We start from the raw sequence: 13,484 nt of genomic DNA, 5'->3' as shown, positions 1-13,484 counted from the left end.
CAACGATCCGAAGGAGATCGCATCATGAGCATGCACATGGAAGAGCTCAACCGGCGCGGCGCAGTTGCTGTCGCTGCGGCGCTGGCCACAGGGGGGCTCGTCAACCTTGGCGGCCTCCTTGTCCCGTCCGCGTCTGCAGCTCAGGGCACCAGAAGCCGGAAGCCCGGCGAAGGTGGGAAGGATGAACAGGGGGGAGACGACGAGGACGTGTCAGCGACCGAGGATCTGATGCGGGAACACGGCGTCTTACGTCGTACTCTCATCGTGTATGCTGAGCTCTCGGAACGACTGCGATCCAACACAGGCCGGATTGATCCTGGCGCGCTCGCCGACGCGGCAAAGCTCTTCCGCGAGTTTGGAGAGGACTATCACGAGCACACACTCGAAGAGCAGCACGTCTTTCCCGAAGTCCGCAAGGGCGGCGGACCGAACGCGAAGTTGGTAGAGGTGCTCCTCATTCAGCATCAACGTGGGCGCGAGATCACGGATTACCTATATCGGATCGGTTCACGGGGGCAAATTGGCGGGGATGCCGAGCCGCTTGCGAGGGCGCTCGCGTCGATGACTCGCATGTACCAGGCTCACGCGGCCTTCGAGGATACGGTCGTGTTTCCGGCCTGGAAGAAAACCCAATCGAAGCAGCGTCTCGGCGAGCTGGCTGAGAAGTTTGAGGACATTGAGAAGAAGCGCTTTGGCAAAGACGGCTTTGACGAGGCGATCGAGCGCATCAGCAAGGTCGAACAGGCGCTCGGGCTTGCTGACCTCGCAGTTTACACAGCTCCGTCGCTGCCTCGTTAAAGTTGTGTGTAGTGGCAGAAGCGGTCGATCTCAGGGAAGTAGAGGGGCAGGTAATGGGTCGGGATGCCGTGGTTGACGTCCTCCCGCGTTTTTGCACCAGTCTGAGTGCGAGTTTTCCGGTTGTGTGAGACCCTGACGGGAGGAGCAGAGCCGTGAAGAAGAGCAGGTTCACCGAGGAGCAGATCGCCTTCGCGCTCAAGCAGGCGGAGACCGGCACACCGGTGGCGGAGGTGATCCGCCGGATCGGGATCTCCGAGCAGACCTTCTACCGCTGGAAGAAGCTGTACGGCGGGTTGGGGACGGGAGAGCTGCGCCGCTTGAAGCAACTCGAAGAGGAGACCGCAAGTTCAAGCAGCTCGTCGCGGATTTCAGCCTGGACAAGCACATCCTGCAGGACGTGCTTGCAAAAAAGCTCTGACGCCCGGTCGGTGACGCGAGCTCGTGCGCCACGTTCAGGAGGCGCACGGGGTGAGCGACCGGCGCAGCTGCGTCGCGCTCGGCGTTGGTCGGTCGAGCATCCGGTACCGCTCGACCAAGTCCGACCAGGCTCCCCTGCGCATGCGCATCCGCGATCTCGCCAAGGCCCGGGTGCGCTACGGCTACTTCCGGATCTACATCCTGCTGCGGCGAGAAGGCTGGCGGGTGAACCACAAGCGGGTCTACCGGCTCTACCGGGACGAGGGCCTGAGCCTTCGGCTCAAGCGCCCACGGCGGCACATCAGCGCCGCCCATCGAGACCGTCAGCCAGCCGCGACGCGGCCGAACGAGTGTTGGTCGATGGATTTCGTCTCAGATTCGCTCTTCGACGGCCGCCGGCTGCGCGCCCTGACCGTCGTCGACGCCTTCACGCGCGAGGCCCTGGCGATCAAGTGGACTTAACCCGGAAAAGTGGTTCTTCCGCACTTTGCGTGGATCAGGCAGCGATGAGGATGCGGCTACGGAGGAGTGCGAAGCTGGCGCGACCGTACATGGTGCGCTTGAGCATCTTCAGCCGACTGATCTGCCCTTCCGCCTGAGCATTGCTCCAGGACGTCGTCAGCGCCGCCCGAACGGCCGCCCCATCCTGCGCCAAACCGGCCGCGAAGGTCTCCAGCGCAGCGACACCGCAGTTCCGGGTTTCGAGCAGCCATCTGTCGAGCTCGCTGGCAGGGTCCGCCGGCCGGTCGCCGCCCAGGCCACAGGCACGCACGAGCATCGTGAACCGCCGCGCCAGATCGGCGATCCGTGCGGCTTCAGGATCCTGCCGGATGCGGGCGAGGTCAGCCGCGGCGCGGGGCTGCAGTGTCGCGAGGGGCTGCACCAGGATCCAGGCCAGTTGCTTGGGTGAGGCGATGGGTGAGGGTCTGATCGCCTCAGTGCTCGTCGAGGCGGGCTGCGACAGCCATTTGCGAGCCGTGCGCCGCTCGGCGACGAAGCGGTGCACCTGCCGATGGGTTCCCGCGAAGCCCTGGCGGCGGATCTCGCGCCAGAGCGCCATAGCGTTCTCGCAGCCCTCGGCCATGCGCTGCTCCAGATGGGCGAGGTAGGGATCGAGGCGAGAGGGATTGGGTCTGCGGATCGCGCGCTCCGGGAAGCTCTCGGCCTGGGCGTACTTGCGCACGGTCGCTCGCGCCAGACCCGTGGCGCGGCCGATCGCCAGGAGGGTCTCGCCAGCGAGATGGCGTCGGCGCACGTCCTCATAGGCCGCCAGCCGGCGGGCGCGGCTGTCGAGGCTGACGGCAATCTCGGCTGCGCTGCGGCGATAGGCGCGCGGGCGCTCCCCTGGCTGTCGTCCGTCACCACTCGCAAGAGGAGGGAGCTGTCGCAGCCGGCCATGGACGCGGCCAAGCCAGCGTTCGAGAACCTGGCGCAGGTTGAGGAGCAGGTGCCATCGGTCGGCGACCTGGAGGGCGGCCGGCGCGCCCGCGGTGGCCGCTCGGGCGTACTCGGTCGAGCGGTCGCGGGCGACGATCTGGATGCTGGGATGGCGACGCAGCCATGCGGCAACGGTCGCCCCTGAGCGGTCGGGCAGCAGGTCGATCGGGCATCGCCGTTCGAGGTCGACGAGAAGCGTGCCGTAGCTCCGACCTTTGCGGATGGCCCAGTCGTCGATGCCCACGGCGCGCGGCGCGTTCGCTCTCGGCAACGGGAGGCGGTGCACGAGGCGCAGGATCGTGTCGGGGCTGGTTTGCATCCCCAGGTGGCCGGTCAGGCGCGCGCCGGCCTCGCCGCCGACTGCAAGCCCGATCCGGGTCTGGGCCTGAGCGAGGCGGCGGGTCCGGCGCGCTCGCGGCGGTATCAGCCGCGGAAGAGGCTCGGCGAACGTGCGGCGGCGGCAAGCGGGATGATGGCAGTAGAAGCGTCGGATACGCAGGCGCAGCGTCACAGGCTGGCCCATGCTCGGCAGATCGGCCGGACGGCGATCATAGCGGCTGTGAACGGCGGAACTGGGCGTGCCACAGGTCGGACATCGACCATGACAACGGCGGCCATGGGCGATGACGACAAGGTGATCGGTGTGGCGAAAGACCCGCTCGATCGTGCAGCCCGGCAGGGATGAGGACAGGATCATCCGCCTCGTGAATCAGCCTGCGCTTCCCGCGTCACCGCGACCGTTCCACGCAAAGTGCGGAAGAACCGGAAAAGTGGAGAGCTCTTTCCGTGAGGGACGAGGTTTCCGATGGCAGAACCGAAGCAGCGCTTCACCCCCGAGTTCCGTGCCGAGGCCGTGCGGCTTGCCCAGACCAGCGGGCGCTCGCGGCGCGAGAGCGCGGCCGATCTCGGGATCGGGCTGTCGACCCTGCGGTCCTGGATCGACCGGCGTCACTCGGCGTTGGATTACGTCAGCCCGGCCCAGTTCGAGAGGCGCTTCGCCAGCCAAACCGCTCTCCACTAATCCGGAGCAAGTCCAGTTTGCTCCCCTCTTGAAGTGTGGAGAGAAGACTGCCGTCGGATTGTACGAACAGCGCCCTGATCCCCAAGCGCTCAGCCAGCCGGACGCCTTCAATCTCACCGCTGACCAGGAGTGCCGTTGCCCAGGCGTCCGCCGCCATACAGGTGCTGGCCAGAACCGTGACCGAGGCGAGGCGGTTGGAAAGCGGGGCTCCCGTGCGAGGATCCATCGTATGGGAAACCACCCGGCCGCCGACATCCCGGCGGTGACGGTAGTGGCCCGATGTCGCCACGGCGCAATCCGTCAATTCGAGAACGCCCGCGAGACTGCGAAGGCCGGGCTCTGGCTGCTCGTGGCCGACCGCCCAAAGCCGTCCGTCGGGCTTGATGCCACAGGCGCACAGCTCCCCATCGATGCCAGCGAGGAATGCGGTCACTCCGGCAGTCGCGAGGACCCGCGCTATCTCATCCACGCCGAAGCCCTTCGCGATCCCGGAGAGATCCAGCGCAAGCGGCGCGAGCTTGCGCGCCCGGCAGCCCGGCTCATCGACCTGCAGCAGATTTGGCGTCACCAGAGAGGGGTGGCCCGACAAGGCCGCGATCGTGGCCGCGTCAGGCATTCGCGCACCGCTGCCAAAGCCCCAAGCGCGCACGAGGGTCCCTACCGCGATGTTGAATGCGCCGGCAGAGGCGCAGCCAATCTCGATCCCGGCGGCAAGCACGATGGCGAGTTCGCGCGGGATGTCGATCCAGGTCCCCACGCGGGCGGCGTTGAGGTGGTTGAGATCGGAGGCAGGATCCCAGGTCGACATCTGCCGGTCCACCTTGGTCACCGCCGCCTGGATGGCAGCGCGTAGCCCTTCCAAGTCATCTCCTGTCGAGGAATAGAAGACGGCCGACCACCGCGAGCCCATGGTGGGACCGTTGAGTGCCACGCGTCGCCCCGAGGGCGCGGCCCGCAGCCGTTCAGTAGACGTCTTCGACATAGAGCCCACGCGAGCTGAGGGTAGCGACATCGAGGCCGAGCGGCTGAACGACCCCGTCGAGCACGCGTTTCACGGCTTCCGCCATGTCGCGCCGCCCGCAGACCAGCACGTGGCCGCCTTGGCAAATCAGTTCCCGCACGAGAGCAGCGTCGGCGGCGATATGGTCCTGCACGTATCCGCCGCCCGGCTGGCGCGAGAAGGCTGTCCGCAACGTGGTCAGCCGCCTTTCGGCGAGGTGCTTCGCCAGCTCGTGCTCGTACAGGTAGCCCGAATTCGGGCTCCGACCGCCCCAGTAGAGATGGATGGGCCGTCGCGCCCGGTTCGACCGGACGAAGCCTGCGAGCGGCCCGATCCCGGTCCCGGCGCCAATGAGGATGAGCGGCGCCTTGCCCATGGCCGGGCGGAAATGCGGGTTGGTCCGGATGAACGCCCTCACGCGGCCCCCCACGGGGAGAGTGTGGAGGAAGGTGGAGCAAACCCCTCCTTGGCGCAGCCGCACGCAGACCTCCAGCACACGGTCTCCCGAAGAGGAGGCGAGCGAATAGAAGCGGGCCATGGTGGTACTCGGCGGTAGGATTCCGACGAGATCACCGGCTTCGAAGGGGGGCAGCTCTCCGATCTCCAGGTCACGCGCGGGAACGAAACGCAGGATCGCGATCGGCGCACCTGAGGCGACGCCGTAATCCTCCCGACTGACGAGTTCCAGCGTCGCGGTTTTCGGCGCCGGAGCAGCGTGCTCGAGGACGAACTCCCGCCCGTGGCCGAGCGCGTCCGCCAAGTCGCGGCCCCACTGCGCGAAGGCCTGCGCAGACTGGCGGTCGATACACGTCAGCGGCATCAGCCGCGGCCAGCCCTTGCGGTCGAGCGCATCGGAAACGTCCTGCGCGAAGCGGCAGAATTGGGGGAATGTTCGGTCGCCGAACCCGAGTACGGCTACCTGAGGCGAAGCCCCCACGGCGGCCAGACGGGCCATGAAGTGTCTGGCGGCCGCCGGAGCGGCACCGTCGCCGGCCGTCGCGGTCAGGATCAGGAGGCGATCGGCATGGCCGTGCACCGGCGACAAGGCGTTCATCGCGGCCGTGTGCACCTTGTGGCCGGCCCGGGTAAGCGCGGCATGCAGGGTCGCGGCGAAGCTCCAGGTCGTGTTGCCCTCGCTGCCGACCAGGATGACCGTGTCGGCCGACCGGGCGGGCAAGTTGTCGGGGATCTGCGCCCGCGCAGAGCGTCGTTTCCACCAGGTCGCGGCGCCCGTGATGGCGAAGACAGGAACGCAGCCGGCGCTCAGCCCAAGAACAAGGCCGATGGCCCACGCGCCGCGGCCCGTGTGGAGCATGACGACGGTGCGCCCCACATGATCGAGGTTAGTCGCTGAAACAAAGGAGAGAATGCGGCCCGTAGCAGGGTCGATGGACCACTCTCCCTTCAAGGTCCGCAACGTGTAGACGTCAGCGCGGTCCGTCGGATCGGGAAAGGTGAGGGCGTCGAGGTCCGCCACATCGACGGAACGCAGGGCTTCGAGCGAGCCCACGGGTGCCGGAGTGCCGCCGCTCGCGACAGTGCTCGCCACGGCCGCCTCGCGGGCCGGGAGCAGATCGAAGGTGTCCGCGGACATCCAGAGGCCGGTGAGGGACGACAGGATCAACCCGAGCGCGGCCAGCCGTCCGAGTTCGGCGTGCCAGCGCTGTGCGGGGGTGCCGCGCACCGGCCGCAGGAGCGCCCACCGGCCGCCCTGCCGGCGCGCCAGCATCTGCAGACCGGTCACGGCCAAAACGAACATGACCAACGCGGCGACAGCCGCGGCGATCCGGCCCGCATCGCCGGCCAGAAAAGCTCGGTGCAGATTCGTGACGATCCGCGTCGCCTCCGAGACGTGGAACGGGCCGAGGCTCTCGCCCGTGGCGGGATCGACGATCTCCACACCGCTCACGTCGCCATCGACGTAGGTGGCGGCCACCGCGCCCGTCGGACGGTGCACAATCTTCGTGACGGCCCGGTGCCGGGCCGCGACCGCTTCGGCAAGCGTGGCCACGCTCGTCCCGCGTGAGATGGTGGGGACAGTCGCGCGGTCGGCTGCTGGAACCAGGGACAGGGTCGCGCCGGAGACGGCAGTGACAATGAGGACCGCAGCCGGGGGAAGCCCCAGGAGGAAATGAATCCAGCGGAACACTGTTTCCTCCGGTCAGAAGGTGACCGTGAAGGTCTTCACGTGGGCCTTGCCGGGGGCGGCCTGGCCCGACGCGCCGGTAGAGAGCGGCACGACGACCTCGGACGGCTGATCCAGGCCGTCCTCGACGGCGGTATCGACATGGATTTGGTAGCCGGCGTCGATCAGAGCGTCGGCAAGATCGACAGTGACCTTCAGCGTCTTGCCCGAGCCGATGCTGGCACCCGTGATCCCGTCGATCTCGGCCAAGGCGCCGGTCGAGGCGCGTTGCCAATCCGAGAGGTGGCGATAGTACTTGGCCTTGCCTCCAGCCATCCAGAGCGTGCCGCGATACTTGCCAGCGACATCGGTCACGTACATGACCACATAAGCACCATTGCCGCCGTAGTTCTTGAGCTTGGCCTCGAAAGTGACCGGCCTTGCCAGGGCAGGGACGGCCAATGTGGTCGCAGCCGCGACCGACAGCGCGAGCTTCATGAAATGTCTCCGCGGTGTGATGGGGATGCAACCGGTTACTGGATTTGCACCCGGGGACGGGTCGTGCCGTTGAAGAGACCGCTGTCGGGGCCCGGAGCGTCAGGTGCGCTCAGGCCAGCCCGCGGAGGCGCCGGGCCGACCCCGCGTCCGTCGTCATCCTCGTCGTCCTCTTCCTCTTGGTCGCGCCGGCGGACCTCGCCGTAACGGCCGTGCTCATGCGCCTCGCTGACCCGGACGATGGGCCAGTTCTCTGCGCCGGACCGGATGTGATCCGCGTGGCCGTGCTCCGCCGGTCCCTGCGCAGCATCCGCTGCAATCACGGCGCCGACGGCCGTCATCGCCAGGAGCAGGGCCGTGCCGATCAGAAGGTGTTTGGTCATGGGTGCTCTCCCGTTGTTTCGTGCGGGAGCACCGTGTTGCGTGAGCCTGACGGTGAGCTGAAGCGCCGAGCCGGAGGCGTTCAGCCCGCTGTCAGGCTGCAGGCGCCGGCGGGCCAGAGGCGGCCGCAGCGATGTGGACACTCGCCTGGAAGCCGCTCATTTCGCCTGGAATGGGCGACGCAAGGTCGAGCCGAAGCCCCGCGCCGCGGCAGATGGCAGCCGCGATTGCCAGCCCTAATCCCGATCCTTCCGTCCGTGCGGGTCCCCGCGTGAAGGGACGGGTCAGATGCGCGAGGTCTTCGGGAGGAACCGGCGGACCGGCATTGCTCACCTCGAACACCTGCTCGGACAGACAAACGACAACCGGATTATCGGGATCGCCGTGCTTCAGCGCATTCTCGATGAGGTTGCGCGCAAGGATAGCGAAGGCATCAGGGTCAAGGTTCGAGACGGGACCGGCCTTCGACGCCATGACCACCTGCAGGCGGTCGCTGCCGTCGCGGTTGCGGCGCAGTTCATCGATGACGAGACGAAGCACAGGAGCGAGCGGCGTGGCCGTCTCGGCGATTAGTCCGCCGCCTTCGGCCTTGGCGAGTTGGAGCAGCTTCTCGGAGAGGCGCGAGAGCCGGCGCAGCGCACCCTCGATGGCGCGGGCGCGCTCGAGGCGCTCCTGATCCTGCAGTTCCGCGCAGAGACGCTGGGTCTGGGCCAGAGCGGCGGCGATGGGCGTGCGCAACTCGTGCGCGCTGTTGGCGGTGAAGCTGCGCTCGGCCTCGAGCGCGCTGCGCAGGCGGCCGAGCAGCGCGTTGACCGCGGCCGCCACCGGAGCCATCTCGGTCGGCAGGTCTTCCGTGGCGATCGGCGAGAGATTGCCCCGGCCGCGCGCCTCGATGGCATCCCGGAAGGCAAGCACCGGCCCGAGCGAGAGACGGACGGCCAGCCACACGGCGGCGAGCGCGAGGGGCACGAGCGCAGCGAGCGGCCAGACCAGGGTCATTATCGCCTTGAGAACCGCGGCCCGGCGGTGATCGAGCCCCTCGGCAGCGGTCACCAATATCGTCCCCCGGACACCCGCCTCCGTGTAGGTGCGCAGACCATTCACGGTCTGGAACCCCGGCGCGAGGCCGCTGGGGATCTTCATCCGATGGGCGTCGCTCGACCGCAGGAGTTCGCGTCCGCTGGCATCCCGCACGACGTAAGTGATGTACTCCCGATGCCGGCTGACGGGCGGCATGAGTTGGCTCGTCGTGCTGTCCTCCCGCGCCAGGACTTCGGCATAGGCGAGAGGCAGCACCCGCTGCGCGACCTCCTGCAAGGCACTGTCGAAGACCTCGTCGATCTCATGATGCAGCACCAGCCCGGCCACGACCGAGGCCGCGAGCCACACCGCCGTCACGCCGAGCGCCAGCCCGGCCCCCAGCCGGCGGCGCAGGCTCACCCGCCCGGATCGCAGGGCGGTCCTCACACGCCCCTGGCGGGCAGACCGAGCCGGTAGCCCATCCCGCGCACGGTTTCGATCACGTCCGCACCGATCTTCTTGCGCAGCCGCCCGATATAGACCTCGATCGTGTTGCTCTCGACCTCGGCGTCGAAGGAGTAGAGCCTCTCCTCCAGCTGCGTCTTTGAGAGCAGAGCATTCGGCCTCTGGATGAGAGCCTCGAACAGCGACCATTCCCGAGCGGTCAGCGGCACGGGCTTCCCACCTTTGTGGACCGAACGGGCCGCGAGATCGATGTCGAGGTCGCCGATCGTGACGAGCGGGTTGGGATTGCCGGAATAGCGCCGCCCAACGGCGCTGATGCGCGCGGTGAGTTCGAACAGGTCGAAGGGCTTGATGAGGTAGTCGTCCGCGCCCGCATTGAGGCCAGCGATCCTGTCGGAGATCTGGTCCCGGGCGGTGAGAATGATCACGGGCGTGACGTCGCCTAGGGAGCGGCGATGCTGAAGGAAGTCGATCCCACGGCCGTCCGGCAGCATGAGGTCGAGCAGGACAAGATCGTAGACGGCCGCCGTGATTGCGGCCGCGGCGTCAGCGACGGTCTTCATCCAATCCGCCGAGTGCCCGTCGGACAGGAGGTGGTCGCGGACGGCCTCGCCCAGCACGAGATCGTCTTCGATCAGGAGGATGCGCATGCCCGTCTCGGTTGACCTGCCGCGAGCTTACAGCGTTTCTCCGTCCGGAGGACCAGGGGACCTGCGTCCGGCGTTCAGGCCGGCGTCAGGTTGGGATGGTTGATGTGCGAGAGACGCACCGCGGATCCGGAGTTCCGGCAGTGAGACGCGTGATGACCACACTCGCCCTCGGCGCGACCCTGCTGGGCGGCCCTGCCTCGGCGGATGTGCACTGCAGCGTCCCGCTCGCCGATTGGCAGCCGCGCGAGGCGCTTCAGCGCAAGCTGGAAGCCGAAGGATGGACTGTGACCGCCATCCGGGCGGATGACGGCTGCTACAAGGTGCGCGCGACGAACGCACGGGGAGAGCGGCTGGAGGGGAAGTTCGATCCGGCCCGGCTCGAACCCGTTCGGCGGAAAACTCAGGAGGACGACGAGGACTGACGCGCTCCGTCAAGCGAGGCCGGTAGTCGGCGGAGCCGGGCGAGGAGCAAGGAAGGCCGCGAGGGCCACCCGTTCGCGGTCGCGGGTCGGGGAAGGGTGACCTGAGAGCCGGACTCACAAGTTCACGTTGGATAGCAGTACCTTGCGAGCCGTCGTGACATCAGCCGGATGCTGGCGATGAAGGCCCACGCAGCGGAACTCGCGGTGGTTTTCTCCCGGTCCTTCGCGAGGCGCCGGCAACGGCCAAGCCAGGCGAACGTTCATCCGACCACCCATCTGCGCGGGAGAACCGCGAAACCCTCCGCGGTGTCGGATCGCTTGATGATCGCGATGGTCCAGACGCCCTGGCCCTGACGCGCAGCGCGCAGCTTGTCACCCGGGGCCGAAATCCGCGTCGTGGTCGCGCACATACGTCAGGGCCCAATCGTGCAGTCCGTCACTCAGGGTCGAGCGCCGCCCGCGGGGCCTTGTGGCGAACGGCGAACGCGCCCTCAGCGCGATAGGCCTTGGCGAGGCTGTGAGCCTGGCGCCGGCTGATCCCCAGCACCCGCGCGGGCGGCCGTGACGGTCTGCCGACCCGCCAACACGGCGGAGAGAACCTCGACCCGCCGAAGCTCGCGCTCGCTCATCACACCCATCCCATGCCGGCCTCCCATGCCCATGCGGCAGACAGAGGAGTGTGACATTCCGACTTGGCCCAGGTGGGACACTTTAACTTTGCGCCTACAGCTTGGCCAGCGGAGTTGGTCGCGTGAGCTGCGTTATGAAACCGTAGTCCGGCATCGAATGTCCGGAGGACGTTCGAAGCGGCCTTCGGATGCACGCGGCATGAAGGTCCGCAGAGGATCAGCCCCGGTCATTGCAGGTCAAGGCGTAAAGGGACCCTTTTCACCCCAAATGGCCCCTTCATAGCCAAGGCGATTGGGTATTGATCCTGATGCGCCCCGCGCCCAGTGTCAGCAAGCCCGCCCGGCGCCGCCGCGCCGGGCTTCTTCGTTTCATCAGAGCACGCCCGACCAGTCGCCGCGGATCACGCCGGACTGAGGGTGCACCCCGAACAGCGTGATGGTGTCCCAGCCGAGCTGGTCAGCCTCAGGCCCGAAGGCGTCCACGAAGCGCCGGCAGTTTGCGAGCGTCTCGACTCACGCCTCGGGCCGAAACCAGGGCAGGGCGGGCTGGCCGGGCGACAGGCTGGTGAGCCCGCAGCCCCATTCGAGAACGGTGGGGGAGGGGGTGTCGAGCACGGGTGAGTCGGACATGACGGGGCGCTACTTGCGAGCGTGGCCGCGCGCGAGTGCGAACCGAACTTGCGGCCTGATGCTGGCGGTAGCCGTCGCGTGAGTGGCTGATCCCACCGCCGTCCACGATCGCTTGTTGACCACTCATTGGACAGGAGAGGACCGCGAATAAGCTAAGCCGTTGAGAAGGTTGGCGCACCCGTCACGTTTCGAACGTGAGACCTTTGCCTCTGGAGGGCAACGTATAGTCCAGCGCGGCCACCCGCAGCAGCTGCTCAAAGAACAAAAGCCGCGAGCCGAAGAAGGTGCGCCGCCGCAGCTACGCCTCATTGCTCGCGCTGCCAGCCATCTTTGTCGTCCAAAGCGCTCAAGGTTGTTGCTGATGCCAAGGAGGTTTCGCATCCAGACGGTGCTGACGCATCGGGTCGTTGACCCATCTCGAAGTGTCGATGCCAAGCCCAAGGCTTGACGAAAATTCGAGAACGGAACGAACCGTCATTTTAATGCCCGTTGGTATCGGAGGTCGGCTCGCCCAGCGTCACGATCCGCAGCAGGTTGGTGCTGCCGGAGATGCCGAATGGCATGCCGGCCGTTACCGCAAAGATATCGCCGGTTTGCGCAAAACCTTCCCGGGACGCGATTTCGCTGGCGTATTCCACGATTTCCGCCACATCCCTGACCTCGCGAACCACGACCGGGTGCACGCCCCAGACCAGCGCCAAGCGGCGCGCAGTTGTGACACTGGGTGTCATGCTGAGGATGGGAGCTGCCGGCCGTTCTCTCGCAGCCCGCAGGGTCGTGAACCCGGATGTCGTATAGGTGACCGTCACGCAAAGCGGCAGTATTCGCGCAGCCTGCCGCAGGGAGCAGCAGATGGCGTCCGCAACCGTGCGCTCGGGTGCGGGATGCGCTGCATCGGCCGCCCGAGCATAGTCGGGATCCTTCTCAACGACCTTGATGATCGAGTCCATCATCTCGACCGCTTCGAGCGGGAATTGACCGGATGCAGATTCAGCCGACAGCATGACGGCGTCGGCGCCGTCATAGATGGCGGTCGCAACATCGGAGACTTCCGCTCGCGTCGGGGCTGGCGCCTGAATCATCGATTCCAGCATTTGAGTCGCCACCACGACCGGCTTGCCAGCGAGCCGGCAGGCTTTGAGGATCCTGCGCTGGATGGGCGGGACCTCTTGCGGAGGCATTTCCACACCAAGATCCCCCCGCGCGACCATGACCGCATCGCAGGCGGCAATGATGGGCTCCAGTTGCTCCACCGCTGCCGGCTTTTCCAGCTTCGCCATGAGGGCCGCCCTGCCCGCGATCAGGTCGCGCGCTTCGTGGAGGTCTTCCGGACGCTGCACGAATGACAATGCGACCCAATCCACTCCCAGTTCGAGCCCGAACGCGAGATCCGCGCGATCCTTCGAAGTCAATGCCGTCAGCGGCAGGACGGCGCCGACCACGCTCACGCCTTTGCGCTCGGACAGAACGCCTCCCGTCACAACGCGGGTGAGCGCGTGGTCGGGTCCACACTCATCCACCCGCAGCCGGATCTTTCCGTCATCAAGCAGCAACTGCACTCCGGGCGAGAGTGCCGAAAAAATCTCGGGGTGCGGAAGGTATACGCGTGTGGAATCGCCCGGTTGGTTCTTGAGATCGAAGCGAAAGACAGCACCGGCCACTAGCACGACGGAGCCCGAGGTGAACCTTCCGATCCTCAGCTTCGGTCCCTGCAGATCCAACAGCACGGCGATCGGACGCCCCGTATCCCGCTCCACCTCGCGGATAATCTCGAAGCGCCGTCTGTGATCGTCGTGGCTTCCATGGCTGAAATTGAGACGAAACACGTCGACGCCGGCCTCGAACAGGGAGCGGATGAGCTCCGGAGTCGAACTCGCCGGCCCGAGCGTCGCTACGATCTTCGCCTTGCGCTGTCGCATGTCATTCGACCGGCCTGCTTGGCCGCCCCGCTGGTGCAGTCAGTTTGAGAACAGAACCAACAGTCACATGAAAAT

The 13,484-nt window shown here is 66.8% G+C and carries 10 protein-coding genes, 1 tRNA gene and 3 pseudogenes; 4 read left to right on the top strand and 10 right to left on the bottom strand.

What is annotated here, in order from left to right; all coding sequences use genetic code 11:
* Nucleotides 1–24 precede the first annotated feature (24 nt).
* Nucleotides 25–798 carry a hemerythrin domain-containing protein gene (locus tag MNOD_RS14705; protein WP_015929710.1) on the top strand — a complete coding sequence of 258 codons (774 nt, stop codon included), beginning with the start codon at nt 25–27 and terminating at the stop codon, nt 796–798.
* Between the two features lie 152 nt (nt 799–950).
* A pseudogene (locus tag MNOD_RS43260) lies at nt 951–1,668 on the top strand (IS3 family transposase); the annotation flags it as partial.
* A gap of 43 nt (nt 1,669–1,711) precedes the next feature.
* Here MNOD_RS43260 and MNOD_RS14695 read toward each other — a convergent pair.
* The gene (locus MNOD_RS14695; protein ID WP_012631076.1) at nt 1,712–3,349 is read right to left on the bottom strand and encodes an ISL3-like element ISMno5 family transposase; all 1,638 of its coding nucleotides are present in this window, start codon (nt 3,347–3,349) and stop codon (nt 1,712–1,714) included.
* A 108-nt stretch (nt 3,350–3,457) separates the two neighbouring features.
* On the opposite strand from MNOD_RS14695, the pseudogene MNOD_RS50630 reads away from it, so the two are divergent.
* A pseudogene (locus MNOD_RS50630) lies at nt 3,458–3,616 on the top strand (transposase); the annotation flags it as partial.
* Between the two features lie 4 nt (nt 3,617–3,620).
* Here MNOD_RS50630 and MNOD_RS14685 read toward each other — a convergent pair.
* From MNOD_RS14685 to MNOD_RS14660, 6 genes are all read right to left on the bottom strand, one after another.
* A complete protein-coding gene (locus tag MNOD_RS14685; RefSeq protein WP_015929708.1) occupies nt 3,621–4,583 on the bottom strand; it encodes an FAD:protein FMN transferase in 963 nt (320 codons plus the stop codon).
* A 52-nt stretch (nt 4,584–4,635) separates the two neighbouring features.
* Nucleotides 4,636–6,822: a PepSY domain-containing protein gene (locus tag MNOD_RS14680; protein WP_015929707.1), complete on the bottom strand. Its 2,187-nt coding sequence runs from the start codon at nt 6,820–6,822 to the stop codon at nt 4,636–4,638.
* A 12-nt stretch (nt 6,823–6,834) separates the two neighbouring features.
* Nucleotides 6,835–7,296 (bottom strand): DUF2271 domain-containing protein, encoded by a 462-nt coding sequence (locus MNOD_RS14675; protein ID WP_015929706.1) that lies wholly within the window; start codon nt 7,294–7,296, stop codon nt 6,835–6,837.
* A 35-nt stretch (nt 7,297–7,331) separates the two neighbouring features.
* The gene (locus MNOD_RS14670) at nt 7,332–7,676 is read right to left on the bottom strand and encodes a hypothetical protein (RefSeq protein WP_015929705.1); all 345 of its coding nucleotides are present in this window, start codon (nt 7,674–7,676) and stop codon (nt 7,332–7,334) included.
* A gap of 91 nt (nt 7,677–7,767) precedes the next feature.
* Nucleotides 7,768–9,114 carry a sensor histidine kinase gene (locus MNOD_RS14665; RefSeq protein ID WP_244424737.1) on the bottom strand — a complete coding sequence of 449 codons (1,347 nt, stop codon included), beginning with the start codon at nt 9,112–9,114 and terminating at the stop codon, nt 7,768–7,770.
* 23 nt (nt 9,115–9,137) lie between these two features.
* Nucleotides 9,138–9,809 (bottom strand): response regulator, encoded by a 672-nt coding sequence (locus MNOD_RS14660; protein ID WP_015929703.1) that lies wholly within the window; start codon nt 9,807–9,809, stop codon nt 9,138–9,140.
* Nucleotides 9,810–9,961: 152 nt separating this feature from the next.
* Here MNOD_RS14660 and MNOD_RS14655 point away from each other — a divergent pair, with 152 nt between their 5' ends.
* A complete protein-coding gene (locus tag MNOD_RS14655) occupies nt 9,962–10,231 on the top strand; it encodes a PepSY domain-containing protein (protein WP_015929702.1) in 270 nt (89 codons plus the stop codon).
* 122 nt (nt 10,232–10,353) lie between these two features.
* Here MNOD_RS14655 and MNOD_RS46570 read toward each other — a convergent pair.
* From MNOD_RS46570 to pyk, 3 genes and pseudogenes are all read right to left on the bottom strand, one after another.
* A pseudogene (locus MNOD_RS46570) lies at nt 10,354–10,608 on the bottom strand (transposase); the annotation flags it as partial.
* A 1,052-nt stretch (nt 10,609–11,660) separates the two neighbouring features.
* A tRNA-Trp gene (locus MNOD_RS46565) sits at nt 11,661–11,735 on the bottom strand.
* Between the two features lie 234 nt (nt 11,736–11,969).
* Nucleotides 11,970–13,409 carry a pyruvate kinase gene (gene pyk / locus MNOD_RS14645; RefSeq protein ID WP_015929700.1) on the bottom strand — a complete coding sequence of 480 codons (1,440 nt, stop codon included), beginning with the start codon at nt 13,407–13,409 and terminating at the stop codon, nt 11,970–11,972.
* Nucleotides 13,410–13,484: the final 75 nt, after the last annotated feature.

Source organism: Methylobacterium nodulans ORS 2060, assembly GCF_000022085.1.
Lineage (GTDB): Bacteria > Pseudomonadota > Alphaproteobacteria > Rhizobiales > Beijerinckiaceae > Methylobacterium > Methylobacterium nodulans.
The sequence above is the reverse complement of the archived record's forward strand: the minus strand, read 5'-3'. Positions and strand labels throughout refer to the sequence as shown.